Raw genomic sequence first — 26,736 nt, 5'->3', positions numbered from 1 at the left:
TACGAAAGGAAGCCGATGTCGATTACTGCTGAGCGCAAGGAAGCGCTGATCAAGGAACATGCCCGCGCCGAAGGCGATACCGGTTCGCCGGAAGTCCAGGTTGCGATCCTCTCGGAGCGCATCTCCAACCTGACCGAGCATTTCAAGGGTCACCACAAGGATAACCACAGCCGTCGCGGCCTGCTGATGCTGGTCAACAAGCGCCGTTCGCTGCTGGACTATCTGAAGAAGAAGGATGCGGGTCGCTATACCGACCTCATCACCAAGCTGGGCCTGCGCAAGTAAGCCTGCTACAAAGGGACGGCCCCATTCGGGGCCGTTTCCGATTCTGGAATGGGGCGCAATCCGGCGCCCTGTTGCATATCAAGGGCCAGACGATGCTCCGAAACCGCCGCGCGCCGGATAGCGCGCAACACAGGCCCCGCCCGGCAATAGGGCCAGGCGGGCGAAGGAAATAAGCATGTTCGATGTAAAGAAGGTATCAATCGAGCTGGGCGGCAAGACCCTCACGCTCGAAACCGGCCGTATTGCGCGTCAGGCTGACGCCGCCGTGCTGGCGACCTATGGCGAGACCGTGGTGCTGTGCGCCGTGACCGCCGCCAAGTCGGTGAAGGAAGGACAGGACTTCTTCCCGCTGACCGTCCACTATCAGGAAAAATATTCGGCCGCCGGTCGCATTCCGGGTGGCTTCTTCAAGCGTGAGCGTGGCGCCACGGAAAAGGAAACGCTGGTTTCCCGCCTGATCGACCGTCCGGTCCGCCCGCTGTTCCCCGAAGGTTTCTATAACGAAATCAACGTTATCGCTCAGGTTCTGAGCTTCGACGGCGAAAGCGAACCCGATATCGTGGCGATGATCGCCGCTTCGGCCGCGCTGACCCTGTCGGGCGTTCCCTTCCTCGGCCCGATCGGCGCTGCCCGCGTCGGTTACAAGGATGGCGAATATCAGCTGAACCCGTCGCTGGACGAAGTGAAGACCGGCGAGCTCGACCTGGTCGTCGCCGCCACCGGCAACGCCGTGATGATGGTCGAATCCGAAGCCAAGGAACTGTCGGAAGACGTCATGCTCGGCGCCGTCCTGTTCGCGCATGAAGCGTCGAAGAAGGTCGTCAACGCGATCATCGATCTGGCCGAGCAGGCCGCGAAGGACCCGTGGGAAGTCGCCAAGGGCGACGATCTGGATGACCTGAAGAAGAAGCTCAAGAAGCTGATCGGCAAGGACATCACGGCTGCCTACAAGCTGACCGACAAGTCGGCCCGCTCCAACGCGCTGAACGAAGCCCGCGCCAAGGCGAAGGCCCAGTTCGCGGCCGACGGCCTCGACGCTCAGACCGTCATGGCCGGCATCAAGCTGACCAAGAAGCTGGAAGCCGAAATCGTGCGCGGTGCCATCCTGAAGGACGGCAAGCGCATCGACGGCCGCACCACCACCCAGATCCGCCCGATCGAGGCGATGGTGGGCTTCCTGCCGCGCACCCATGGTTCGGCGCTGTTCACCCGTGGCGAAACGCAGTCGATCTGCACCACCACGCTGGGCACCAAGGACGCGGAGCAGATGATCGACGGCCTGACCGGCGTTCATTATGAAAGCTTCATGCTGCACTATAACTTCCCGCCCTATTCGGTCGGTGAAGTCGGCCGCTTCGGCGCGCCGGGCCGTCGCGAAGTCGGCCATGGCAAGCTGGCATGGCGCGCCCTGCACCCGGTCCTGCCGAGCAAGGAAGAGTTCCCCTACACCATCCGCGTCCTGTCGGACATCACCGAGTCCAACGGATCGTCCTCTATGGCGACGGTCTGCGGCGGTTCGCTGTCCATGATGGACGCGGGCGTTCCGCTGAAGCGTCCGGTGTCGGGCATCGCCATGGGCCTGATCCTGGAAGGCAAGAATTTCGCTGTCCTTAGCGACATTCTGGGCGACGAGGATCATCTCGGCGACATGGACTTCAAGGTGGCGGGCACGGAAGCGGGCATCACCACCATGCAGATGGACATCAAGGTTGCCGGCATCACGCAGGAAATCTTCGAAGTCGCGCTGCGTCAGGCCAAGGAAGGCCGCGCCCATATCCTGGGTGAGATGGGCAAGGCTCTGTCCTCGACCCGCACCGAGCTGAGCGCTCATGCTCCGCGCATTGAGACGATCCAGATCGACAAGTCGAAGATCCGCGATGTCATCGGCACCGGCGGCAAGGTCATCCGCGAGATCGTCGCGGAAACCGGCGCCAAGGTCGACATCGACGACGAAGGCATCATCAAGATTTCCTCGTCCGACCTCAACCAGATCGAGGCCGCCAAGAAGTGGATTCTCGGCATCGTCGAGGAAGCGGAAGTCGGCAAGATCTACACCGGCAAGGTCGTCAACATCGTCGACTTCGGTGCGTTCGTGAACTTCATGGGTGGCAAGGACGGCCTCGTCCACGTCTCCGAAATGAAGAATGAGCGTGTCGAGAAGCCGACCGACGTCGTGTCGGAAGGTCAGGAAGTGAAGGTCAAGGTTCTTGAGATCGACCCGCGCGGCAAGGTTCGCCTGTCGATGCGCGTCGTCGATCAGGAAACCGGCGCGGAACTGGAAGACACCCGTCCGGCCCGCGAACCGCGTGAACCGCGCGGTGATCGTGGCGATCGTGGTCGCGGCCCGCGCCGTGATGGCGGGGACCGTGGTGGACGCGGTGGTGATCGGGGCGGCGATCGCGGCCCGCGTCGCGACCGTGGCCCGCGCGGCGAAGGCAAGGGTAATGGAGGCGACGATGACGGCTCCAACGCTGGCCTGCCCGATTTCCTGACCCAGGATTGATCGCGAACCGTCAGCTTTGACAAGAAAAGAGGGGCGTCCGGGTCATCCGGGCGCCCTTTTCGATGAACTGAATATTTTACTGATCTCAATCAATTGGCGTGGGCGAAAGTTATGTTACTGTAACAAAGGGTATAGGGGGGCGATGTGCAGCGCAAAAATATACGCTTTGTCGAGCGTCTGCCGCTCGTCCTGCGCCGGCCCTGGTACGCCTATCTGCTGGCAACGGTTCTTTGTCTGTTGGCGCTGGCGATCCGTTGCATGGCGGAGATCGCCATGCCGGTGGGTTATCCTTTCGTTTCTTTCTTTCCTGCCGTCATTCTCACCTCTTTTCTCTTCGGCGTGCGGCCCGGCATTTATGCGGCAATACTCTGCGGTCTCATTTCCTGGTATTTTTTCATTCCGCCGCGCATGGGTTTTGCCTTCAGTCCGGGGGTGATGCTGGCGCTCAGCTTCTATGGCGTGGTCGTGGCCGTGGACATCGCGCTTATCCATTTCATGCAGAAGGCGAATTTCGACCTCGCGGTCGAGCGCGAGCGAAGCCGCGTGCTGGCCGAGAATCGCGAATTGCTGTTCCACGAATTGCAGCATCGCGTGTCCAACAACCTTCAGGTCGTGGCGGCCATGCTTTCGCTCCAGCGCCGCCATGTCGACCATGACCTTGCCCGCCGCGCGCTGGACGACGCCTCCGCCCGGCTGTCGCTGGTCGGGCGTATCAGCCGCGCGCTCTACAATCCTTCGGGGGAGGGGCAGAATATCAGCGCTTTCCTGACCACGCTGACCGCCGATGTGATGGAGGCGAGCGGTCGCGACGACATCGCCATGACGGTCGAAGCGCCGAGGGACCTGATTCTCGAACCCGATGTCGCCGTGCCGCTTGCCCTGATCGTGACGGAGGCGGTCAGCAATGCCATTGAACATGGCCTGCCGCATCGGGGCGGGCGCATCCATGTCGGGCTGGACGTGTCGGAGGAAGGCATCGCGCTGCATGTCACCGACGATGGCAAAGGCATAGCGTCCGATTTCGACCATAGCGGCGCCAGGAGCCTGGGTCTGCGTATTTCCAACGCTCTGGCCGGTCAGCTCAACGGCCGCTTCTCGCTGAAGCCCTCTGCGCAGGGCGGTGCAATCGCACGGCTCGACCTGCCGGCCCGCGCTTAGAGCGATTTCCAAGCGATTGGAAACGCAGTTCGGCGAAGCCAATCAATCGCTGGTTAAGAAATCGCGGTAAAACAAAGAAACAGAGCGGTTGATCTGATGCAATCGGATCGTAAACCGCTCTAGTCGCCATCACCACCAATCTGCCGCTTGGCGAGTGCCATTCGCTCGGCTATGACCCGGCCATGTTGACGAAAACCATGACGCGCATCGGCGCGGCCACTGCACCGCTTCTGCTTGCCGCTCTTCTTGCCGGATGCGCCACGTCGAAGAACAAGGCCGACACCCAATATGTCGCCCGCGACGTGTCGACGCTCTACAATGCGGGCAAGTACCGGCTGGATCGCGGCCAGTACAAGCTGGCTGCCGCGTTGTTCGACGAAGTGGAACGCCAGCATCCCTATTCGCCCTGGGCGCGCCGGGCGCAGCTGATGTCCGCCTTCAGCTATTATATGAACAAGGATTATCCGGAATCGATCAGCGCGGCGCAGCGCTTCCTGTCGATTCACACGGGTAACAAGGATGCGCCCTACGCTTATTATCTGATCGCGCTCTGCTATTATGAGCAGATCGCCGACGTCACCCGCGACCAGAAGATCACCAAGCAGGCGTTGGACGCGCTGGGCGAGATGATCCGCCGCTATCCCGACACCCGCTATGCTGCCGATGCGCGGCTGAAGCTCGATCTCGTCAACGATCACCTTGCGGGCAAGGAAATGGAGATTGGTCGTTTCTACCAGCGTCGTGGCCAGTGGCTCGCCGCGACGCTGCGTTTCCGCACGGTGATCGACAAATATCAGACGACCACGCACACGCCCGAAGCGCTGGAGCGTCTGGTCGAAAGCTATCTCTCGCTCGGCATTCCCGCCGAAGCGCAGAAGGCCGCGGCGGTGCTGGGCAAGAACTATCCCGGTTCCAAATGGTATGAGCGCAGCTACAAGCTGATGCGGGAACACCCCAACAAGGCATAAGGTGCTGCCATAAGCTGCTGGCTTGTTCCCCTTTTGTACGCTAGAGGCGGTGTTTTCCGTGATTTCCGAGTCAGCAGATGCTCCACCTGCTTTGAAATCACTCTAGCGGGTAGAAGCCTGCCATGCTGACCGCCCTGTCCATTCGCAATGTCGTGCTGATCGAGGCGCTGGATCTGGATTTCGGGTCCGGCCTTGGCGTGCTGACCGGCGAAACCGGGGCGGGCAAGTCGATCCTGCTCGATTCGCTGGGCCTCGCTCTGGGCGCCCGCGCCGACAGCGGCCTCGTGCGGAACGGGGAGGCGCAAGCCAGCGTCACCGCCACTTTCGACGCGCCCCGCGCCGATCACCGCGCGACCGATCTGCTGGCCGGCAATGGCATCGACCTGGAGCCGGGCGAACCGCTGATCATCCGTCGCACGGTCAAGGCCGATGGCGGCAGCCGCGCCTTCATCAACGATCAGGCCTGCTCGGCGGCTTTGCTGCGCGACCTGAGCGGCGCTCTGGTCGAAATTCATGGCCAGCACGATGATCGCGGCCTGCTCAACCCGCGCGGTCATCGTGCCTTGCTCGACGCCTATGGGCGGTGCGACGCGGGCGCGGTCAGCGGCGCCTATCATGCATGGCGCGCCGCCGCCGACCGGCTCGCGGAAAGCCGCGCCAGCGTGGAGAGCGCCGCCCGCGACCGCGATTATCTGACCCATGCGGTCGACGAACTCACCCGTTTCGCCGCGGAGCCGGGCGAAGAAGCCACGCTGGCCGAAGAGCGCGCGACGATGCAGAAGGGCGCGCGCCTGGCTGACGATCTGTCCGCCGTCACCGAGTGCTTCACTGGCTCGGACGGCGGCCTTGCCCAGTTGCGGCAGGCCGCCCGCCGTCTTGACCGCATCGTCAGCGAATATGAGCCGCTGGCCGAGGTTCTGGCCGCGCTCGACCGCGCCGTTATCGAAGCGGGCGAGGCCGAGGATCGCCTGAACGAAGCGGCCGAGGCATTGAGCTTCGACCCTGCCCGTCTCGACGCCATTGAAACGCGTCTGTTCGACCTGCGCGGCCTTGCCCGCAAGCATCAGGTCCAGCCTGACGATCTCGCTGCCCTGCGCGATGAAATGGCCGCCAAACTGGCTGCTATTGAGGGTGGGGAGGAGCATCTCGCCGCCCTTGCAGCAGAGGTTAAGGCAAGGGCAGCCACCTATCGCGAAGCGGCGCAGGCCCTGTCCGCCGAACGCCAAATGGCGGCCGGCAAGCTCGATGCCGCGGTCGCCGCCGAACTGGCGCCGCTGAAACTGGACGCTGCCCGATTCCGCACTGTGGTCGCACCGCAGGAGGAGGGGCAATGGGGCGCGCATGGTCTGGACCGGGTGGAATTTGAAATCTCGACCAATCCGGGTTCACCCTTCGCGCCGCTGGTGAAGATCGCATCGGGCGGTGAGCTTTCCCGCTTCATCCTCGCGCTGAAAGTGGCGTTGGCGGAACAGGGCGGGGCTGACACGCTGATCTTCGACGAGATTGACCGTGGGGTGGGGGGCGCCGTGGCCTCCGCCATCGGCGACCGCCTTGCGCGCCTGTCGCAGAGCAACCAGATTCTGGTCGTCACCCACAGCCCGCAGGTGGCGGCGCGCGGTGCGGGCCATATGCTGATCGCCAAGTCGAGCGCCCATGTGAATGGGGGAACGGTCACGCGCACCGGCGTTCGGGCGCTCAGCGATGGCGAACGCCGGGAGGAAATCGCCCGGATGCTGTCGGGTGCGGAGATCACTGCCGAAGCCCGCGCGCAAGCGGAACGGCTGTTGGAAAAACTCTGACCGCTCCATCCGTGTCGAGCGAAGGCGAGGTATGGATGCGCGGGTTCCATGGAGGACAGGATGACCCATAACCGTCGGGATATGCTCACTCTTGCCGCCGCAGGCCTTGCTGCCAGCACCGTTCCCGCCGGGGCGCAGGAGGCGAAACTGAAATTCGGCCTCATCGGTCAGATGCTTGCCCAACCCGGTAAGCGCGACGAACTGATCGGCTATCTGAAGGAAGCGGTCGGCGAGATGCCGGGCTGCATTTCTTATGTCATCGCGCTCGACACGGCGAATCCCGATGCGCTGTGGATCACCGAAGTCTGGGATAGCCGCGAAAGCCACATGGCGTCGCTCAGGCTGCCCGCCGTCCGCGCCGCCATTGTCAGGGCCCGCCCGATCATCGCGGGCTTGCCCCAACATTTCGAAACCGTGCCCGTCGCGGGAGTCTGACAGTTGAACATCTACGTCATTGTGATGTTGCTCGGCGGTTTATTCTGTCTGGTCCGGGCGGCCTTTGACCTGCGCGCCGGTCGCTATGTCTGGGCCGCGCTTGGCCTGATCGCCGGGCTGGCCATCCTGTTGACGCCGGTTCCCCAATCGATTCCGCTCGAATTGCAGCTACCCGCAGCCGGACGCCAAGGCTAAGGAGAGGCGCATGACCGATCCCGCCCAGATGACCGAAGCCGAAGCCGCCAACCGCCTGATGCGCCTTGCGCGGGAGATTGCGCGCCACAACCGGCTCTATCACGACCAGGACGAACCGGAGATTGCGGACGCCGACTATGACGCGCTGGTTCGCGAGAATAATGCGCTGGAGACGGCCTTTCCGCACCTCATCCGCAGCGACTCTCCCAATGCGCAGGTCGGGGCTGCGCCGACATCGGCGCTGAAGAAGGTCCAGCATGCCGTCCGCATGATGAGCCTCGACAACGGCTTTTCGGACGAGGACATTGCGGAATTCATCGCCCGTGTCCGCCGCTTCCTCGCGCTGCCCGAGGACGCACCGGTCGCGCTGACGGCGGAACCCAAGATTGACGGCCTGTCCTGCTCGCTGCGCTATGAAAAGGGCGAACTGGTCCTTGCCGCCACGCGCGGCGACGGTACGACCGGCGAAGATGTCACCGCCAATGTGCGCACCATCGGCGACATTCCCGATCGCCTGACGGGTGAGAATATCCCTGATCTGTTCGAGGTGCGCGGCGAGGTCTATATGGCCAAGGCCGATTTCGTGGCGCTCAACGAACGCCTGCTGGCCGAAGCCGATGACCCGGAAAAGGCCCGCCAGTTCGCCAATCCGCGCAACGCGGCCGCCGGTTCGCTGCGCCAGAAGGACGCCGCCATTACCGCCAGCCGCCCGTTGCGCTTCCTCGCCCATGGCTGGGGTGAGGTCAGCGCCGTGCCCGCCGAGACCCAGCTTGGCGTGATGCAGGCGATTGCGGGCTGGGGCCTGCCGGTTTCCGACCGGCTGACCTGCGTCGACACGCTCGACGCGCTGATCGCCCATTATCGCGGGATCGAGGCTGCTCGCGCCGACCTGCCCTTCGACATTGACGGGGTGGTCTACAAGGTCGACCGGCTCGACTGGCAGCAGCGGCTGGGTTTCGTCGCCAAGGCGCCGCGCTGGGCCATCGCGCATAAATTCCCCGCCGAACGTGCCCAGACCACGCTGGAAGCCATCGACATCCAGGTCGGCCGCACCGGCAAGCTGACCCCGGTGGGTCGCCTGACGCCAGTCACCGTGGGCGGCGTCGTCGTATCCAACGTCACCCTCCACAATGCCGACGAGATTGCGCGGCTCGGCGTGCGTCCGGGTGACCGCATCGTGGTCCAGCGTGCGGGCGACGTCATCCCGCAGGTGGTCGACAACCTCACCCGCGACGAAGCGCGTGAGCCCTTTCCCTTCCCCGACCATTGCCCCGTCTGCCAGTCCGAAGCGGTACGCGAGGAGGGGGAGGTCGACTTCCGCTGCACTGGCGGCCTGATCTGCGCCGCTCAGCGTTTCGAGCGTCTGCGCCATTTCGTCAGCCGCGCCGCGCTCGATATCGAGGGGCTGGGCGAAAAGAGCATCGAGGAATTTCTCGACCTTGGCTGGATCGCGGAACCGGCGGATATTTTCCGCCTGAGGTCGCATCGCGTCGACCTGCTCGGCCGGGAAGGCTGGAAGGAAAAATCGGTCGACAATCTGTTCGTCGCGATTGAGGCCAAGCGCCAGCCGGACGCCGCGCGCCTGCTCTTCGGCCTTGGCATCCGCCATGTCGGCGCGGTGACCGCTCGCGACCTGCTCAAGCGCTATACGACGCTGCCGGGCATATATGCGCTCGCCAGGGAGGTCATCGCCCTGCGCGAAGCCACCGTGCCGGCGGAAGGGGAAGAGGATAGCCGCTTCCGCAACCGGCTCGACAAGGTGATTGCCGAACATATCGGCGTGGAGAATGTGGGGTCGGCGGTCGGCCATGCGCTGGCGGACTTCTTCCACGAACCGCATAATGTGGAGGTCTGGAACGACCTGCTGGGGGAAGTTTCCTCGCCCGATTATGTGGTCGAAACGACGGCCAGCGCCGTCACCGGCAAGACGGTCGTGTTCACCGGCAAGCTGGAAACCATGAGCCGCGATGAGGCCAAGGCGCAGGCCGAACGGCTGGGGGCCAAGGCGGCCGGATCGGTCAGCGCGAAAACCGATCTGGTGGTGGCCGGACCCGGCGCGGGTTCGAAGCTCAAACAGGCGGCGGCGCTCGGCATCGAAGTCATAGACGAAGCCGCCTGGGCCGAAATCGTGAAGGCGGCGGGGTAGGATACCCCGCCGAGGGGGGGCTTTTACGCCGCCCCTTCCAGCTTGTCCTGGGTTCGCGTCTGGAAGTCGCTGGAGCCATGACGCTCATGCAGTTGCTCTTCCAGCGGGCCGTTCGTCTTGTTGACCATGCGTCCGCGCTTCACCGCAGGGCGCGTATCGATCTGCTGCGCCCAGCGCATCACATTCTTGTAGCTCTGGGCATCGAGAAACTCCGCCGCGTCATAGGCGCGGCCCAGAACCAGACCGCCATACCAGGGCCAGATCGCCATGTCGGCGATGCTATATTCGTCTCCCGCGATATATTCATGGTTCGCGAGCTGCCGGTCCAGCACGTCGAGCTGCCGCTTCACTTCCATGGCATAGCGGTTGATCGGATATTCCCACTTTTCCGGCGCATAGGCGAAGAAATGCCCGAAGCCGCCGCCCAGCAGCGGCCCGGCACCCATCTGCCAGAACAGCCAGTTCAGGACTTCCGTCCGCTTGGACGGATCGGTTGGCAGGAAAGCGCCGAACTTCTCGGCCAGATAGAGCAGGATCGACCCGGACTCGAACACGCGCTGCGGCGGCGACACGCCATGATCCATCAGTGCGGGGATCTTGCTGTTCGGATTGACGGAAACAAAGCCGCTGCCGAACTGGTCGCCATCGCCGATGCGGATCAGCCAGGCGTCATATTCCGCATCCTTGCCCGCCTCCAGCAACTCCTCCAGCATGATCGTCACTTTCTGCCCATTGGGTGTGGCGAGCGAATAGAGCTGCAGGGGATGCTTGCCGACGGGCAGGTCCTTGTCATGGGTCGGGCCGGAAATGGGCCGGTTGATGCTGGCGAACGCACCGCCATTATCCTTGTCCCAGGTCCAGACGCGGGGCGGGGTATAGGTTTCGGGCATGCAGGCGATCCCTTTAAAGGCTTTGCAACGGTGTGACGGGTGGCAAAGGCGCCCGCCGGTCCAGGCTAGTTAGGGATCGCCATCGTCTGGTACAAACCCGCGCGGACAAAAAAAGGGCGGCCCAAGGGAGGCCGCCCTTTCTCCCCCCTGACCCGAGATCAGAACTTGAAGCTCGCCCCCGCCTTGAAGGTGCGGCCGATCAGCCCGGCATAGTGCCAGGTGGTCAGGAAGTTCGGATTGCTGGAATAGGCTGCGGGAGCAACCGGGGCGTGGGCACCGAAAATATTGCCCACATTGGCGAAGAAGGTGAACCTGTCGTTCACTTCCACCTGTGCGTTCATGTCAACATAGAGGAAGCTCTTGATGTGGCAGAATGCGTCGCCCGTTCCGTACAGATTGTGCGCGCAGGACAAGTCGAGCGAACCTTCGTCCGCGGCCACCGCCTTGATCCTGCCGACATAATAAGCCGTTGCGGTCAGTGAGAATTTGTTGATCTGCAAGGTATTCTGCCAGTTTCCGCGCCAGTCAGGGGTGCCGTTGCCCGACGACAGTTCAAACGGCCCAAGCGTACCGGCATATTTCTGAACGCCGTTTGAGGTGTGCAGGTCATATTGGAAGACATGGGTGGCCTCCAGACGGCTTGTCAAAGATATGTCCTGGCCCAGCGGTATCTTGGCCGTGGCGGAGAGATCGATGCCCGACGTTACGGCATAGTTGGCATTCACGAACGGCGCGTTGATGATCAGGATACGCGGCAGGGCGTTGGGAAACAGCGGATCGATGGCGTCGATGGCGTTGCACGAATAGCCTGGGCCAACGGCTGCGACAGCCGCGCAGGCCGCCGTGACATTGGATTGCGAATAATAGGCCGTGCGTGCAGCACCGGTCAGTGGGCCAGCCACGATCAGGTCCGATTTCTTGACGTTGTAATAGTCAACCGTGAGGCTGAGCCAGCGCGTCGGTTCGAAAATGGCGCCTGCGGTGAAACTGCGTGACTTTTCGGGCTTCAGGTCGGGATTGCCGGTGAGGCCCGAACCCAGATTATAGGGCGCGGTATAGTTGTTACCCGCACCGCCATGTGCGTCGATGAACGACTGGGGCGGCGAGAAGGTCGAAAAGCCTGCAAACTGGCTTCGCGGATTGGATTCCGCGAAGGTTGGTGCGCGGAAGCCCTTGGAGAAAGTGCCGCGCAGGGCCACTTCACGAATGGGTGTGAACTTCACGCCCACCTTGGGCGAAAAGTGACTGAACCCCTCGGAATAATGGTCGTACCGGCCCGAGGCGTTGACTTCCAGATTGGTGAGAAGCGGTGCCTGGATTTCGAAATAGGCGGCTGAAACCGTGTGCTTGCCAAAGGCCGAGGACGTTGTCAGCGTCCAGGTATCGAGCGCCGCATTCTGGTTGTTGTTCTCCAGCGTTTCACGACGAACCTGACCGCCGATGGCGATCTGGAGCGGGCCGCCTTGAAGGTCCATCAGCTTCTTCGTTATGGAAGCGTCGATCGAATACATTTCGGAATGTGATGGCGTCGTCCGGTCGGGCGAGATGAAATTGCGGACCGCTTCGGTATTGAGCGACGGGTTCACGAAATTATAGGCGCCCGTATTGATCGCGTTCAGCGTGTTGGCGATGTTCAGGAAGCCATATTGCGTGACCTTCAGATTGTCGCGGGCATAGACGCCGTCGATTTTCCAGTTCCAGTCGTCATTGATACTGCCGCTGAAGCCGCCCGCGAAGCGATAAACCTCGTTGGTCCGGTCGCTACCGGCCGGGATATCGCCGAACAAATAGTAAAGGCGGGCCGCGCCGTTGGCCGGATCGTTGGCGAAGGCGGCCGCATAGGGATTGTTCGGATTGAGTCGGCGATCGGCAGCCGTTGCACAGTTCACGCCGGCAGAGCAGATATAGACCGGCAGGACGATGCCCGGATTGTTCGACGCAAGGGAGGGCGATCCGCCAAAGGGCTGCGTCGCGCGCAGGGCGCGGGGCTGATTCTTGATGCTGACGAAGTCGTTGGAATACATGCCCGTCAGATAGGCTTCGATATTATCGTTCACGCGAACGCTGAGGCGGGCGTTGAACGCGTAGCGGCGCTGCAGCGGAGCAATCTGGTTGTAGAGATCTTCCAGATTATATTTGCAACTCGTGCCCACCTGCGACGCCGTGTTCACTGTGAAGGTGCCGTTGGCGCAATTCAGGTTCAGCGCATTATATTGGGTTGGGTTCTGCGTAAGCGGGGTCGTGCCGCCGCTCAGAGGATTGTTGAGGTCGCTTTGGTTGACGCGGGTCACGACGGCCGTAGGCGTGCCATTGTTCGATCCGCCCGTCAGCGAGTCGTCATTGCGGTTGGTATCGCGGCCCCCGATCGAGGTCAGGTCGCGCGTGTTATAGGGGAAGCCGCGGCTGTGATTGGTGACGCGGCCGTCATGCTGATATTCGCCGTTGATATAGAAGTTGAAGCCCTGATCGTCATAATCGCCATAGCCGATAGTCAGGTCCGCGCGCCGATGTGTCGCATCGCCCTTGAAGGCTGCGCCTGCCTCGGCACTCCCAGCGATGCCGGTGAAATGCTTCTTCAATATCAGGTTGACGACGCCACCGATCGCGTCCGCGCCATAGGTGGACGACGCGCCGTCCTTCAGCACTTCGACCCTCTCCACCAGGCTGAAGGGGATGGAGTTCAGATCTACATAGGCATTGTGCCCGTCGTCGTTGATCGGGAAATTGGTGGAGCGCAAGCCATCGATCAGGACCAGTGTCGAGGATACGCCCAGGCCGCGCAGCGATACGGCCGAACCGCCGGCCGAAAAGCCGCTCTGGAAGCCGGTGCCGATCGACCCTGCGCTATCCGCGGAAACCGAACGGATGGCGTCGGATGCGGTGGTGATACCCGCCTTCTGCAATGTGTCGGCGGTCAGCACCGTTACCGGGGAGGGCGTTTCCGTGTTGGTGCGGCGGAACAACGATCCCGTGACGACGATGGTTTCGCCCTCGTCGGAGGCGGCGGAGTTCTGAGGTGTGGCTTGAGGCGCATTCTGCGCCAGCGCCGGCGCGGCGCTCAGGCTGACAATGGCAAACACAGAAAGGGCCGCGCCATCACGCAGCCGGGCAAATGTCTTCATCATAGACATCAGGTATCCCCTCTGAGGCGCCTGTCGCAGTCAATTTACGCTACGACATCGCGCTGTTTTTGCCGGACAGTCCAGTTAGGAGGCGACCGGCAGGACCATTTGTTGCGCTTCTGTTTTAATACCGTAAAGCTGTATTTCCGGCAGACGTCTGCGCATTCGTCGCATTTCCTGCACGTAGAAGCATAAATGCAACAGTTTCCCTGTCTGTTGAGGGACGGAAGTTCTATAGGGTCGCCGTCTCACATTCTTCGTCCTGCGACCGGCTATCGGCAGGGGCTAAAAAAATATCAGGGATTACCCTTGACCCTTGGCTTTGCCGGTCCATATGAAACGGCGCTGGCACTCTTCAATGGGGAGTGCTAACAGACACAGGTTCATCGGGAGAGGGAGCCGGAGTCGCTGTCCATGCGGTTCCTTCCCATCCCATTTAAACGTCGTAAGAGGGAAAGGCACACAACATGGCATTTCGTCCGTTGCATGACCGCGTTCTCGTCCGCCGCGTAGAGGCGGAAGAGAAGACTGCTGGCGGCATCATCATCCCCGACACCGCCAAGGAAAAGCCGCAGGAAGGCGAGATCGTCGCTGTCGGCACCGGCTCCAAGTCGGAAGACGGCAAGGTCACTCCGCTGGACGTCAAGGCCGGCGACCGCATCCTGTTCGGCAAGTGGTCGGGCACCGAGGTCAAGGTCGACGGTGAAGACCTGCTGATCATGAAGGAAAGCGATATCCTCGGCGTCGTCGCCTGAGATTTTCGTCAATTTTCCTGACATTCACATTTGCTAGAAGGTTTTTACCATGGCTGCAAAAGACGTAAAATTCTCCCGCGACGCCCGTGAGCGCATTCTGCGCGGCGTCGACATCCTGGCCGACGCGGTCAAGGTGACGCTGGGTCCGAAGGGCCGCAACGTCGTCATCGACAAGAGCTTCGGCGCGCCCCGCATCACCAAGGACGGTGTTTCGGTCGCCAAGGAAATCGAACTGAAGGACAAGTTCGAGAATATGGGCGCCCAGATGGTCCGCGAAGTCGCTTCGAAGACCAACGACATCGCCGGTGACGGCACCACCACCGCGACCGTTCTGGCTCAGGCCATCGTGCGCGAAGGCATGAAGTCGGTTGCCGCCGGCATGAACCCGATGGACCTGAAGCGCGGCATCGACCTCGCTGTCTCGAAGGTCGTCGAGGACATCAAGGCCCGCTCGAAGCCGGTTGCCGGTTCGAACGAAGTCGCCCAGGTCGGCATCATCTCGGCCAATGGCGACGTGGAAGTCGGTCAGAAGATCGCTGAAGCCATGGACCGCGTCGGCAAGGAAGGCGTGATCACCGTCGAGGAAGCCAAGGGTCTCGATTTCGAGCTGGACGTCGTCGAAGGCATGCAGTTCGACCGCGGCTACCTGTCGCCCTACTTCATCACCAACCCGGAAAAGATGGCGGTCGAGCTTGCTGACCCGTACATCCTGATCCACGAGAAGAAGCTGTCGAACCTCCAGTCGATCCTGCCGATTCTGGAAGCCGTGGTGCAGTCGGGCCGTCCGCTCCTCATCATCGCTGAGGACATTGAAGGCGAAGCGCTGGCGACCCTGGTCGTCAACAAGCTGCGCGGCGGCCTGAAGGTTGCTGCGGTCAAGGCTCCGGGCTTCGGCGACCGCCGCAAGGCCATGCTGGAAGACATCGCCGTCCTGACCAAGGGCGAAGTGATCTCGGAAGACCTGGGCATCAAGCTCGAAAACGTGACCCTGGGCATGCTCGGCACCGCCAAGCGCGTCACCATCGACAAGGACAACACCACCATCGTCGATGGCGCCGGTGATGCCGAAGCGATCAAGGGCCGCACCGAGCAGATCCGTGCGCAGATCGAGACGACCACGTCCGACTATGACCGTGAGAAGCTCCAGGAGCGTCTGGCGAAGCTGGCTGGCGGCGTGGCCGTCATCAAGGTCGGCGGCGCGACCGAAGTCGAGGTGAAGGAGCGCAAGGACCGCGTCGACGACGCGCTGCACGCGACCCGCGCCGCTGTGGAAGAAGGCATCGTCCCTGGTGGCGGCACGGCCCTCCTCTACGCGACCAAGGCTCTCGAAGGCCTCAAGGGTTCGAACGACGACCAGACCCGTGGTATCGACATCATCCGCAAGGCCATCGAAGCGCCGCTGCGCCAGATCGCCCAGAATGCGGGCGTTGACGGCGCCGTTGTCGCCGGCAACCTGCTGCGCGAGAATGACGAGACCAAGGGCTTCAACGCTGCGACCGATACTTACGAGAATCTGGTTGCCGCTGGCGTCATCGACCCGACCAAGGTCGTCCGCGCTGCTCTGCAGGACGCCGCTTCGGTTGCTGGCCTGCTGATCACCACTGAAGCGACCATCGCTGAACTGCCCGCCGACGACAAGGCGCCGATGGGCATGCCCGGCGGCGGCATGGGCGGCATGGGCGGCATGGACTTCTAAGTCCTGCGCTATGTCGATTGAGAAGGGCCGGCGGAGCGATCCGTCGGCCTTTTTCTTTGCCTGCCGCTTTGCCCTGTCGCCATTATCGCCCCGATCAAGCCGTCCCCTTCGTTGACGCTCCACGGCCGGAAGCGTAAATTGCCGCGCATGGCTTCACTCCGGCCACAGGCAACCGGCGGAAAGGACGTCCTTATGACTCGCGCTGCATTGTCGATGGGCTGGGCACGGCGATTGGCCATCGCCGCCACGGCCTTCTCGGTGGTCAATGCCTTCCCAGCGTCCGCCCAATATCTCGTTCTTCCCGAGGGTTTGACCATTTCCTTGCAGACGCGCGCGGACATCTCTTCCAAATCGGCGCGCGTCGGGGATCAGGTGGAATTGTCCGTCGCCAAGGCGGTGACGATCGACGGCGTTACGGTCATTCCAGCCGGAACGCCCGCTGTCGGGGAAGTCACCCGGGCCAAGGGCAATGGGCTGCTGGGCCGTTCGGGCAAGCTCGACATTCGGGTCGACCGGGTGAAGGTGGGCCAGTTGGAAATTCCCGTGCGGGGCCAGCGCAACTCGCAGGGCCAATCGGGCACGCTGGGCGCCGTAGGGGCGGGCATCGTCTTTCTGCCGCTGGCCATATTGATCAAGGGCAGGAATGTGAAACTACCGGCGGGGACGGATTTCGACGTCTTTGTCGATCAGGAAGTCCATGTTCCCACGGCGACACCGGCGATCATGCCCACAGCCGCACCGGCTCCTTATCAGACGACCCCCATAAAATCCATCGACCCCAATGAGGCGGCCGCCCGCTGATCAGGCGGTTCCGATCACCATCATGTGCATCTGTGCCCGAACCTCGAAGCCGAGCGTCCGGTACAGCGCCACTGTCGCCTCATGCGCGGCATAGGCATGGAGGAAGGGTGTCTCGCCCCGCGCCAGCATGGCGCGCCCGACAAGCTGCATCAGCGCCTTGGCATAGCCTTTGCCCCGATGGTCGGGATGGGTGCACACACCGCTGATTTCGGCAAATCCGGGGATGCGCATCCGCTCTCCGGCCATAGCGACCAGCTTGCCCTGGTCCCTGATCCCGATGAAATGGCCCAGCCGATGGGTGAGGGGCAGGAACGGCCCCGGCTTGGTCATCAGGGCGAGGGTGCGCATTTCCGCGGCATCTTCTTCGCCAAGCGATACGGGATCGAGCGTAAGCGAAGTCCCATGGATGTCCGCCGCGACCATCTGCACCAGCATGGCTTCGCGCAGAACATGGGTGCCCGGCGGCGCGACGATCGGGTCGGGTTCGACGATCCAGGCTTCGCCATCCTGGGGCACAAGCGCGGCGAGGGCGGTCTGCGCTTCGGCTCCGCCATCCGCCGCAGCCGCAAAGGGGCCGTAGCGCGGATCGATCCGCAAGGCTTTCGCCCCCCCTTCGGCGAGCGTCGACCAGCCGCTGTTGAGGGCATTCCAGACCGGGCGGTGGAGCGGGTGAAGGGACATGGCGCCATTTTCCGCCGATGCGCCGCGAAAGCAAGATTTTCCCAACCGTCCGTGAAGTCGGCATGAGCGAAATCGACCAAATTCATAACGGATTCGTCATTGTGGAGCGCTTTGCAAAGGCGCGGTTTACCAAATGGAAATCATGTTTCGCCAATGGTGCTGATGACGTGTCACGCCTTGTTCGAAACCTGATCGCTTCCATGCGCGCGCGCCTTGCGCCAGGCACTCAGCACAGCGCTGAAGTGCAGGCGAATCTCGTCAAGGCACTCTATGCATCCCCGGCATCGCTGATGAGCGGGGCGATCGCCGGTGGCGGCGCTAGCCTGGTGATCGCCTACAAGGCGCAGATGCCCCAGATCACGGTCGTTTCGATCCTGATCTGCCTGGTCGGAATCAGCCGCTCGATCGCCTCGCTCTATTTCCATCGGGAGCTGGCGCATCAGGATCGACCGGCCAAGCCCATCTGGGGTTTTGCCTATGAACTGGGCGCCTGGGGCTATGCCGCGCTGCTGGGCGTATTGGCGTTCGTCACCCTGACCTTCACCGACATATTGACCCTGCATGTGTTGAGCGTGGGCACCGTGGCTGTCTATGCCGGCGGCATATCGGGGCGCAATGCGGGACGTATCCATGTCGCCGTGGGGCAGACCTGCTTTACGATGCTGCCGACGTCGTTCGGGCTGCTGCTGGTCGGTGGGGTGGCTTACACTACCCTGGGAATCCTGTGTTTCCTGATGATCTTCGCCATGGCGGATATCACGCGCACAACCCACCATATCGTTCTGGACGCGTTTCAGGGCAAATATGAAAAGTCGCAACTGGCGCTCAAGTTCGAACGGCTGGCCCGCTTCGACAGCCTGACCGGCGTGGAAAACCGCATGGCGATGCACATGCGATTGCGTGAGTGGTTCGATTCACGAAGATCCGACGACGAGTTGATGGCGGTCATGTGGATGGACCTGGACCGCTTCAAGGAAATCAACGATTCGCTCGGCCATATCATCGGCGACCAGCTACTCCGTCTGGTCGCCGAGCGGCTTTCGCGAGCCTTGAACCGGCGCGGCCATGTCGCGCGCTTCGGCGGTGACGAATTTATTCTCATCTGCCCAGGCGTCGACCGGGCCGGCGCAGAAGAAATCGCGTCCGACCTGCTTGCCGAATTCGCGCCCGATTTCGAGGTCGAGAATTATCATCTGAACATCACGGCATCGATGGGCATCTCCGTCGCTCCAGAGGATGGCCGCGACAGCGACGAATTGCTGCAACATGCCGACATGGCGCTATATCGCGCCAAGCATGAGGGGCGAAACCGCCATGCTCATTTCAACTGGGAGATGAAGGAGAGGCAGAACCGTACCTACGAACTGGAAATGGGCCTGCGCACCGCCATCGCCAATGGCGAGCTGGCGCTGCATTATCAGCCGATATTCGATGCCGTCACCAATCGCATCGCCATTTGCGAAGCGCTGATGCGTTGGGAGCATCCGGTGCTGGGCCGGATTTCCCCGGCGGAATTCATTCCGATCGCCGAAAGCTCCTCGATGATCGAACCGATGACGCTATGGGCGCTGGAACAGGCATGCCGGGACGCCATGACCTGGGACGAGGATATCCGTGTGGCCGTGAACATCTCGCCCGCGCTGATCCGGGGCGATAATCTGCCGCGCGGGGTCATGGCCGCCCTCCTGCAATCCGGCCTGAAGCCACGCCGCCTGGAACTGGAGGTGACGGAGTCGATTTTCCTGGAAAATGACGGCCGCACCCACATGATCCTGAACGAATTGCGCCGGATTGGCCTGCGGCTGGCGCTCGACGATTTCGGGACGGGTTATTCTTCGCTGGGCTATTTGCGCAACAATATCTTTGACACGATCAAGGTCGACCAAAGCTTCATGCGCGGTGTCGGCGAAAATTCGCGTGACCGCGCCATTGCCCAGTCGGTCGCCTATCTGGCGCGTGCGCTGGACGTCGAAACCGTGGCCGAAGGCATCGAGACCGAGGAACAGCTGCGCTACGCCCGTGAGACGGGCTTCACCAATGTGCAGGGCTTCGTCCTGTGCAAGCCGATACCCGCCGACCAGTTGCTGCGGCGGATGCAGGGAATTGACGGCGAAGAGGTCCCGATGGAGGGGGATCGTCGGCGCGCCTGAAGGTTCCCCGGCTTATTTGACAAGCCGGGTTTGAGCGGACGCCAGTCGCCGCATCATGCGCAGGTCCTTGAGGTCGATCCGTAACGCGCATTCGGCCCAGTTTTCGACAATATCCTTGAGTTCCGCATAGTCGAGTGGATCGACCCGCCGCCCCGCCTGGTACACGCCGACATGACCGGCATGATGGGCCCGGTTCGCGGCGATATAATCGCGCACGGCCTGCTCGCCTTCGCCATCCTCCACCAATGTGTGGACGATGCCCATGTCGTACATCGCTTCTGCGGTATAGACCTTGCCGGACAGGATCATGCGTTCGGCCATCATCCGGCCGAGCTTGCGCGCCAGGATTGAATAGGCGCCCATGCCGGGGAACAGGCCGAACAGCATTTCGGGCAAACCGAAGCGTGCGCTGCGCTCGGCAATCACGATGTCGAAGCAGAGCAACGCTTCAAAGCCGCCGCCCAGGGCATCGCCTTGCGCGAGCGCGACGGATACGACCGGCAGGTCGGCATTGCGCCAGGTCCGATGGACGACGTCGATGCAGGCATGGCCATATTTGATCAGACTGGGCAAATCGCGCCGCTCGATGCAGCCGGCAAACAGTTCCAGATCGCCCCCAAGGTTGAAGACGCCGGGGAAGCGCGATCCCGCGATCATATATTTGACTGGCAATACGCCGGAGTCGAACAGCCTTTTGGTTTCCGAATACCAGGTGCCGACGTCGCGCAGCATCTGCATGCTGAAATTGGGACGATTCGTGGGCGTCATGAATGCCCACAGGCTTTCCTCTGCGGCGTCCCACCGGACGTCGATCTGGCCCAGGTCGAACAGGGTCGATTGGCCGATCCGTGGCGCCGAAACAAAGCTTTCCGTAGCGGCAGCGAGCGCTTCGTCGTCGCCCGGCGAAAGCTGCGTCGGCGAGAGATCGCCTATCTGTTCGTGCCTCGAATTAAATTGTCCAGAATCAACCATCTGCGCCCCCAAATTATCGTTGGGACTGAGATGAACGCTCATACAACTTCTATGCAACCATCCCATAGAGGCATCGGTATCGTTAACCATTTTTGTTACGCACTGTTGCGCTTAAGTCGCTGAAAAATCCGATTCAATATAGTTAATGTTGTATTAATGCCACAAATGACCGTTAAGAAATCGGGGGGATATCGCAGACAGGCCTTTGTTAACCTTTATTAATTACGAAGGATTTCATGAAGACGCCCCGAACCGACATGCAGCTTGTGACTCTGCTGCTGCACGATATGCAAGGTGAAGCCTGGCGGCTCAGCCTGTCCGCGGATTGCCTCTGTTTCATTGGCAATTATCGCCGGATAGAGGGCTTTAATATCGATGCGATCATTGCGTTGGACGGGTTGCGCAAGGACGGTTGAGGCCGCCCGCCGGCCTTGTCTGGCGCGATTTTCACTTCTACAGCGGCGGCTGTGACCAAACCCCGCTTTTCATTTTCCGTAGCCGCGACCGACGGCAAGGCCCGCACCGGCACAATCCATATGCGCCGTGGCGACATCCGCACGCCCGCCTTCATGCCGGTGGGCACCGCCGCCACCGTCAAGGCGATGCGTCCGGCAGAAGTGCGTGCGGCGGGCGCCGACATCATCCTCGGGAATACCTATCATCTGATGCTGCGTCCCGGCGCGGAGCGCATGGCGCGCCTGGGCGGGTTGCACGGCTTCATGGGCTGGGACCGGCCGATCCTGACCGACAGCGGCGGCTATCAGGTGATGAGCCTGAGCGCCCTTACGAAAATGAGCGAGGAAGGGGTTGCCTTCTCCAGCCATGTCGACGGGTCCAAGCATATGCTGACCCCGGAGCGCTCGATGGAAATCCAGCGGCTGCTGGACAGCGATATCGTCATGGCCTTTGACGAGTGCACCAAAAATGGCTGCACCCATGACGAGGCGGCAAAGTCGATGGAGCGATCCATGCGCTGGGCGAAGCGCTCGCGCGACGGTTTCGATACGGGCGGCGAACATGCCGAGCGCGCGGCTTTGTTCGGCATTCAGCAGGGCTCGCTCGACGAAGGACTGCGGCGGATTTCGGCGGAAAAGCTGATCGAGATCGGGTTTGACGGCTATGCGGTCGGCGGTCTTGCGGTGGGCGAGGGGCAGGAGGCGATGTTCGCCACGCTCGACTTCGCGCCGGATATGTTGCCTGCGGACAAGCCGCGCTATCTGATGGGCGTGGGCAAGCCCGACGACATTGTCGGCGCGGTCGAGCGTGGCATCGACATGTTCGATTGCGTGCTGCCGACGCGCAGCGGGCGCAATGGGCAGGCTTTTACCTGGGCCGGCCCGCTCAACATCCGCAATGCGCGTTTTGCAGAGGATATGGCGCCGCTCGATCCGCGCTGTGGCTGTCCGGTCTGTTCGACCTGGAGTCGCGCCTATCTGCACCATCTGGTGAAGGCGGGGGAAATGCTGGGCGCGATGCTGATGACCCAGCATAATATCCATTTCTACCAGGCGCTGATGCAGGGCATTCGCGACAGCATATCGGAGGGGCGCTTCGCTGCCTTCGCCGCCGATTTCAGGCGGGACTATAAGCGCGCCTGACGGCTCTGGCGCGGACGATCAGGGAAGCACGGTGATGGCGATGGCATAATCTCCGTTTTCGGGATCATGCTCCAGCGGCGCGCGAAGTTGCCGGGAAAGGCCGGTCAGCACCCTACCATAGCGTTCCTCCAGCCGCTCGGTCATCTCCGGCGATCCGCGCAACGCGGGCGAGGTGATGTGCAGCACGGCGCGATCCTCGCGCTCATCCTCCAGCTGCACCGATATGCGCATCGCCGCGCGCGGATCGGACAGCATGGCCAGTTCCACCAGCTCGGTCAGCAGAAAGGCGATCGGCACCGCCACATCCTGGCTGATATGCAGATTGTCGCTGTCGATCTGGATGCCGAAACGCCGCGCTTCCGCCGGTGCGGTGGCGCGCAGGCTGGCCGACAATTCGCTGATGAGGGATCGCACACCGACGCCGCGATGCTCCTCCAACTCCGCATAATGGTTGCGATGGACGACCGAAAGCGCGTCGACCCGGCGCTGGATCGTCGCATAGGCTTCGACCGCTTCGGCGTCATGGGCGGAGCGCGCGTGCAGGTTGATGAGGCTGGCGATGATCTGGAGGTTGTTCTTGACCCGGTGATGAACCTCACGCGTCAGTTTGCGCTGGGTTTCCAGCCCTTCGGCCATCTCCATCTCATGGGTGGCGACATCTTCGCTGATCTCGCGGAAGGTATTGCCCAGCGCGACGATTTCCTGCGCCGGGGTGCGGATGCGGCGCATCGGTTCCAGCACCGCGCCGGGCTGATAGGCGGCGACGGAGCGGCGCAGCAGGACGAGCGGCCGGATGAGCAGCCGGTTGACGACGAACCAGCCGATCGCCGCCGCGGCGAACCACATGACAAGCGGCAGGAAGAGCGAGAGCATCCGCGCCAGCGTCACCGGCGGATCGCGTAGCGACATGGTGAGGATCATGTCGGGCGGATCGAGCCGGGCGGAAAGGGTGGTGCTGCGGCCGTGCGACAGGGTGGCGGGGTGGCTGATGAGCAGGCTGTCCTGGCCCTGATGCAGGCTGATCCGCCGGTTCTGCAAGGCGCCGCTGGGATTGGCCATCATCTCCAGATAGGAGCGCGAATAATAGGCCAGGGCGACAACCGCGCCATTGCCGCTTTGTGCCCGGTTGACCAGAAACTGAGCGGCGGGCAGCAACTGTACCGTCTGCCCCGAAAAGCGTTGCGCCGGCGTCAGCCCTTCCGGTTCGGGCAGCGGCGAGCCGCAAAGCCGCCGGCCATGGCGGTCGTAAATATAATAGCGTCCGTCCCCCCGATCATGGGCGGCGAGAAAGGCCGAGAGGCGCGCGCACATTGCCGGATCGGGTCCGGTCGCGGCAAATGTGTTGGCCGTCAGCATCAGCGCGGTCCGGTCCGACGCCAGATCGGCGGACAATTGGCGCGCGCTCTGCGTGACCGCCACACGCAGCAACGCTTCCTTTTCCAGATCGGTGGTGCGGATCGCCTGAAGCGAGGCCACCAGCGCGATCAGCCCCAGCGGCAGGAGCGCGAGGGTGAGGATGAGGAACATCTTCACGCCCGTCGATTGCGACAGGAGGCTCAATTTTTGCAGGAGGGATGGTGCAGCCGTTGCTGGGCTGTTCTGCACCGGCGGCGTTTCCGGGCTAGTGACCATAGGCCTGATGCTGAATGGAGCGAGCCATTTCCGTGAAGGCGCCTGATCGCCGTCGCGGAAGAGGGACGCTGCCTTCTGCAATCTGCGTCATCACCCCTCCGCCCGTCCTCCACATTTCGACGGGTTTACGGCCTAATCGAGCTTGCTGAGAAGGTCGAGCATTTCGGAGGGAATATCTTCCTCCACCGCGCGCTGATAGACGGAACGCAGGGCATTGGCCACCTGTCCGTCATCCTTCGCCGTGGCGACGCGTTTCTTGCGTGCAACGCTGCTCTTCACGCGCGAAGCCGGAGTGCTGGCGCTGACATCTTTTTTGTCCCCTCCCGTCACATCCCGTTCCGTCGTTGAAGCAACCAAAACACGCCCCTCTGCAGCCATCAGCATCACGTCCGCCTGCTCTTCTTGCGGCTTTCGCCCATGACGTCAATTCGACGCCGGGGAAAATGAAAACACAAAATCCCAAAGATTTTCGAAAAAACCAAACGCCAGTGAAACAAATCCGTCGCTTGATGGTTCCCTTGGCGAAGCATTTTTTGCCCCGTCGGCTGCGGATGGAAAGAATGGACGCGGGGCGATTATGTCGGCGGAGCGAAAGGCGGCCTGGCTGCCTGCTGTTTGAAAAGGGGGGAGGGGGCTTGCCACATCGGCATCGTCCATCCATCCTTCCTGTCCGGCAGATGGTTCGGAACAAGGCGCCCATTGGGCTGGGAGAATTTTAACAGATGTCGCTTGGTCAGCAACTTCACCCCCATCTTCCTTTCCTGCGTCGTTATGCCCGCGCGCTGACAGGCAGCCAGGCGCATGGTGACGCTTATGTTCGCGCGACGCTGGAAGCGATTGTGGCGGCGCCCGATGAATTTCCGGCTACCGTCGACCCGCGTCTTGGCCTTTACAAGACGTTCCATGCCATCTGGTCCTCCTCCCATCTCGACGACGGTCCGGCGCTGACGGGCGCCGATGGGCAGGAAGCCATTGCCCAGGCGCGGCTTGCCCGTCTGACGCCGCTGCCGCGCCAGGCGCTGCTGCTGACCGCTCTGGAGGGGTTCACGGTTGACGATGTCGGCTATCTCATCGGTCTCGACAGCGACGATGTCGAGGAACTGGTGAAGGAAGCGCTGAGCGAGATTGAGGAGCAGACCCGTGCCAAGGTGCTGATCATAGAGGATGAACCGATCATCGCCATGGATATCGAAACCATCGTCCGCGACCTTGGCCATGAAGTGACCGCGATCGCCGTCACCCGCGAGGATGCGGTGCGTGAGGCGATGGCGGAACGGCCCGGCCTGGTGCTGGCCGACATTCAACTGGCCGACGATTCGAGCGGCATCGATGCGGTGAAGGATATTCTTTCCGAATTTTCGGTTCCGGTGATCTTCATTACCGCTTTTCCCGAGCGTCTGCTGACCGGCGAGCGGCCGGAACCGACTTTCCTGATCACCAAGCCGTTCCAGCGTTCCACCGTAAAAGCCGCCATTTCCCAGGCCCTGTTCTTCGACGAAGCGACCGCTCCGGCCTGACTGCCGGGCTAGCCGCCGAAAATTAGGCCAAAAAAGGGGAACTCCGATCCGCGACTCGCGTTATTGTTGCGTAACGATCTGGAGGGGCCCCCAATGGCGGAGCAGGAGCAACATATTGCGGGCGAAAAAGCCATGGCTGGCTCGACCCCGCATATGGTGCGCTATGTTGCTGGTATTTCACTCACACTCGCCATCATCGCGATGATCGCGATCCTGTGGGGCCATTAAATGGTGTCGCGGCGATTGGTCCTTGAGAAGAATAGGGTTAGGATACGGGCACAGATATGGCTTTGACGACTTCGGTTCATGCAGCGAGGGCGACAGCCGATGAGGGGGTTGTGTCCATGAACGACAGCGTGGACCAGGATTTGGAACGCGAAACCCTGTCCGACGCCGATTTCAAGCGCGAGTTGGCGGCGGTAATTCCGCATCTTCGTGCCTTTGGCCGGTCGCTGTCGGGCAACCGGGACGTGGCGGACGATCTGGTTCAGGAAACCTTGCTGAAGGCTTGGGCAGCCCGCGCGCGCTTCCAGGCCGGCACCAACATGCGGGCATGGACCTTCATCATCCTGCGCAACCATTATCTGTCCCAGATGCGCCGCTCGCGTTTCCGGGGCGATTGGGATGATCTGGCGGCCGATCGCCTGCTGGCGGCGCCGGCGGGGCAGGACAAGCATGTCGAACTGTCCGACATGCAGCGCGCCCTGCTGCAACTGCCCCAGCCGCAGCGGGAGGCGCTGATCCTAGTGGGCGCGGGCGGCTTTGCCTATGAGGAAGCCGCCGAAATCTGCGGCGTGGCGGTCGGCACGATCAAGAGCCGCGTCGCGCGCGGCCGGGCGGCGCTGGAGCAGATATTGGAAAATGGCGACCTGCCTTCACGTCGCAGCCATGACAGCAGCGATGCTGCGGTACTCGATGAGATCATGGACGATGTCGACCGGCTGAGCCGCGGCCGGGAAGCGAAGGGAGATAACGTCCCGGATCAGGAATGATCCATATGATAAATCTGCCATCCATTTCGTTTGGCAGGACCGGAGAAGGAGAATGGTCGAGGATCGAAGAAGCGAATCCCCCATTCCATTCAAGGATGCGAACGAGCCGACCCCGGTGGCGGGCCGGTCGCGCGGCAGTTTTATCATTTTCGTTCTCGTGGCGATCGCCCTGATACTGGCGATTGGCTTTTTTTATGCCACCAAGGACAACACTGACCGGCAGGCCGATGCCCTGAACGCAGTTACCGAAGCGCCCGACAGCGCCGCACGCGTGGTCAGCAATGCAGCGAAGAACGCGGCGGACGCGATCCAGAATCGCGATTGACGCCGGGCATCACGCCAAAATCCCCTGTTCAGAAATTCTTTGCGATTGTCGTGCATTGTGACGGCATGTCGGATTTCCTTACAGCCCCCTGTAAGCTGATCCGGCTATCTGGTCTG

At 62.1% G+C, this 26,736-nt stretch carries 25 protein-coding genes; 18 read left to right on the top strand and 7 right to left on the bottom strand.

Annotated elements, in window-relative coordinates; genetic code table 11:
• Positions 1–15: 15 nt before the first annotated feature.
• The 8 genes from rpsO (at position 16) to ligA (ending at position 9,489) form a co-directional block, all read left to right on the top strand.
• Positions 16–285: a 30S ribosomal protein S15 gene (gene rpsO / locus HUK73_RS08030; protein WP_046763409.1), complete on the top strand. Its 270-nt coding sequence runs from the start codon at positions 16–18 to the stop codon at positions 283–285.
• Between the two features lie 175 nt (positions 286–460).
• Complete coding sequence (gene pnp / locus HUK73_RS08025; RefSeq protein ID WP_176591434.1) at positions 461–2,788, top strand: polyribonucleotide nucleotidyltransferase; 2,328 nt, start codon at positions 461–463, stop codon at positions 2,786–2,788.
• A 144-nt stretch (positions 2,789–2,932) separates the two neighbouring features.
• Positions 2,933–3,946: a histidine kinase dimerization/phosphoacceptor domain -containing protein gene (locus HUK73_RS08020; RefSeq protein WP_176591433.1), complete on the top strand. Its 1,014-nt coding sequence runs from the start codon at positions 2,933–2,935 to the stop codon at positions 3,944–3,946.
• 182 nt (positions 3,947–4,128) lie between these two features.
• A complete protein-coding gene (locus HUK73_RS08015; RefSeq protein ID WP_176591432.1) occupies positions 4,129–4,914 on the top strand; it encodes an outer membrane protein assembly factor BamD in 786 nt (261 codons plus the stop codon).
• Between the two features lie 122 nt (positions 4,915–5,036).
• Positions 5,037–6,713: a DNA repair protein RecN gene (gene recN, locus HUK73_RS08010; protein ID WP_176591431.1), complete on the top strand. Its 1,677-nt coding sequence runs from the start codon at positions 5,037–5,039 to the stop codon at positions 6,711–6,713.
• 60 nt (positions 6,714–6,773) lie between these two features.
• Positions 6,774–7,148 (top strand): putative quinol monooxygenase, encoded by a 375-nt coding sequence (locus HUK73_RS08005; protein ID WP_176591430.1) that lies wholly within the window; start codon positions 6,774–6,776, stop codon positions 7,146–7,148.
• A gap of 3 nt (positions 7,149–7,151) precedes the next feature.
• On the top strand, positions 7,152–7,343 hold the full coding sequence (locus HUK73_RS08000; protein ID WP_176591429.1) for a hypothetical protein: 192 nt from the start codon (positions 7,152–7,154) through the stop codon (positions 7,341–7,343).
• A gap of 10 nt (positions 7,344–7,353) precedes the next feature.
• On the top strand, positions 7,354–9,489 hold the full coding sequence (gene ligA / locus HUK73_RS07995; RefSeq protein WP_176591428.1) for an NAD-dependent DNA ligase LigA: 2,136 nt from the start codon (positions 7,354–7,356) through the stop codon (positions 9,487–9,489).
• A 23-nt stretch (positions 9,490–9,512) separates the two neighbouring features.
• Here ligA and yghU read toward each other — a convergent pair whose 3' ends face one another.
• Together yghU and HUK73_RS07985 are read right to left on the bottom strand one after the other, a co-directional pair.
• The gene (yghU, locus tag HUK73_RS07990) at positions 9,513–10,379 is read right to left on the bottom strand and encodes a glutathione-dependent disulfide-bond oxidoreductase (RefSeq protein WP_176591427.1); all 867 of its coding nucleotides are present in this window, start codon (positions 10,377–10,379) and stop codon (positions 9,513–9,515) included.
• A 158-nt stretch (positions 10,380–10,537) separates the two neighbouring features.
• Positions 10,538–13,510, bottom strand: coding sequence for a TonB-dependent receptor (locus HUK73_RS07985; protein ID WP_255326227.1), 2,973 nt, complete (start codon positions 13,508–13,510; stop codon positions 10,538–10,540).
• A gap of 458 nt (positions 13,511–13,968) precedes the next feature.
• On the opposite strand from HUK73_RS07985, the gene groES reads away from it, so the two are divergent.
• The 3 genes from groES (at position 13,969) to HUK73_RS07970 (ending at position 16,753) form a co-directional block, all read left to right on the top strand.
• Positions 13,969–14,256 carry a co-chaperone GroES gene (gene groES / locus HUK73_RS07980; RefSeq protein ID WP_025549259.1) on the top strand — a complete coding sequence of 96 codons (288 nt, stop codon included), beginning with the start codon at positions 13,969–13,971 and terminating at the stop codon, positions 14,254–14,256.
• A 49-nt stretch (positions 14,257–14,305) separates the two neighbouring features.
• Entirely contained in the window at positions 14,306–15,952 is a 1,647-nt protein-coding gene (gene groL, locus HUK73_RS07975) for a chaperonin GroEL (RefSeq protein WP_176591426.1), read from the top strand.
• Between the two features lie 192 nt (positions 15,953–16,144).
• Positions 16,145–16,753, top strand: coding sequence for a hypothetical protein (locus HUK73_RS07970; RefSeq protein ID WP_255326226.1), 609 nt, complete (start codon positions 16,145–16,147; stop codon positions 16,751–16,753).
• Here HUK73_RS07970 and HUK73_RS07965 read toward each other — a convergent pair whose 3' ends face one another.
• Positions 16,754–17,434 carry a GNAT family N-acetyltransferase gene (locus tag HUK73_RS07965; RefSeq protein ID WP_176591425.1) on the bottom strand — a complete coding sequence of 227 codons (681 nt, stop codon included), beginning with the start codon at positions 17,432–17,434 and terminating at the stop codon, positions 16,754–16,756. It lies immediately after the preceding gene.
• Positions 17,435–17,634: 200 nt separating this feature from the next.
• Between HUK73_RS07965 and HUK73_RS07960 the strand changes: the two genes are divergently transcribed.
• Positions 17,635–19,584, top strand: a complete 1,950-nt coding sequence (locus HUK73_RS07960) for an EAL domain-containing protein (RefSeq protein ID WP_176592871.1) — start codon at positions 17,635–17,637, stop codon at positions 19,582–19,584.
• Positions 19,585–19,596: 12 nt separating this feature from the next.
• Here HUK73_RS07960 and HUK73_RS07955 read toward each other — a convergent pair whose 3' ends face one another.
• Positions 19,597–20,556 carry a crotonase/enoyl-CoA hydratase family protein gene (locus HUK73_RS07955; protein WP_176591424.1) on the bottom strand — a complete coding sequence of 320 codons (960 nt, stop codon included), beginning with the start codon at positions 20,554–20,556 and terminating at the stop codon, positions 19,597–19,599.
• Between the two features lie 236 nt (positions 20,557–20,792).
• Between HUK73_RS07955 and HUK73_RS07950 the strand changes: the two genes are divergently transcribed.
• Positions 20,793–20,972, top strand: coding sequence for a hypothetical protein (locus HUK73_RS07950; protein WP_176591423.1), 180 nt, complete (start codon positions 20,793–20,795; stop codon positions 20,970–20,972).
• A gap of 51 nt (positions 20,973–21,023) precedes the next feature.
• Positions 21,024–22,154 carry a tRNA guanosine(34) transglycosylase Tgt gene (gene tgt, locus HUK73_RS07945; protein ID WP_176591422.1) on the top strand — a complete coding sequence of 377 codons (1,131 nt, stop codon included), beginning with the start codon at positions 21,024–21,026 and terminating at the stop codon, positions 22,152–22,154.
• A gap of 18 nt (positions 22,155–22,172) precedes the next feature.
• On the opposite strand, the gene HUK73_RS07940 is transcribed toward tgt, so the two are convergent.
• The 3 genes from HUK73_RS07940 to HUK73_RS07930 all read right to left on the bottom strand — a co-directional run bounded on the left by HUK73_RS07940 (position 22,173) and on the right by HUK73_RS07930 (position 24,443).
• Positions 22,173–23,681: a sensor histidine kinase gene (locus tag HUK73_RS07940; protein WP_176592870.1), complete on the bottom strand. Its 1,509-nt coding sequence runs from the start codon at positions 23,679–23,681 to the stop codon at positions 22,173–22,175.
• Positions 23,682–23,918: 237 nt separating this feature from the next.
• Positions 23,919–24,170, bottom strand: a complete 252-nt coding sequence (locus HUK73_RS07935; protein WP_255326224.1) for a NepR family anti-sigma factor — start codon at positions 24,168–24,170, stop codon at positions 23,919–23,921.
• 39 nt (positions 24,171–24,209) lie between these two features.
• Positions 24,210–24,443, bottom strand: a complete 234-nt coding sequence (locus HUK73_RS07930) for a hypothetical protein (RefSeq protein WP_176591421.1) — start codon at positions 24,441–24,443, stop codon at positions 24,210–24,212.
• Between the two features lie 65 nt (positions 24,444–24,508).
• Between HUK73_RS07930 and HUK73_RS07925 the strand changes: the two genes are divergently transcribed.
• From HUK73_RS07925 to HUK73_RS07915, 4 genes are all read left to right on the top strand, one after another.
• A complete protein-coding gene (locus tag HUK73_RS07925) occupies positions 24,509–25,303 on the top strand; it encodes a response regulator (RefSeq protein WP_176591420.1) in 795 nt (264 codons plus the stop codon).
• A 93-nt stretch (positions 25,304–25,396) separates the two neighbouring features.
• Positions 25,397–25,531, top strand: a complete 135-nt coding sequence (locus HUK73_RS26700; RefSeq protein ID WP_255326223.1) for a hypothetical protein — start codon at positions 25,397–25,399, stop codon at positions 25,529–25,531.
• Between the two features lie 116 nt (positions 25,532–25,647).
• Positions 25,648–26,295, top strand: a complete 648-nt coding sequence (locus HUK73_RS07920; RefSeq protein ID WP_176591419.1) for a sigma-70 family RNA polymerase sigma factor — start codon at positions 25,648–25,650, stop codon at positions 26,293–26,295.
• 52 nt (positions 26,296–26,347) lie between these two features.
• Positions 26,348–26,620, top strand: coding sequence for a hypothetical protein (locus tag HUK73_RS07915; RefSeq protein ID WP_176591418.1), 273 nt, complete (start codon positions 26,348–26,350; stop codon positions 26,618–26,620).
• The last annotated feature ends 116 nt before the right edge of the window (positions 26,621–26,736 follow it).

Origin of the sequence: Sphingobium sp. EM0848, from assembly GCF_013375555.1 — a bacterium.
Lineage (GTDB): Bacteria > Pseudomonadota > Alphaproteobacteria > Sphingomonadales > Sphingomonadaceae > Sphingobium.
This window is presented reverse-complemented; position numbering and strand designations above follow the sequence as displayed.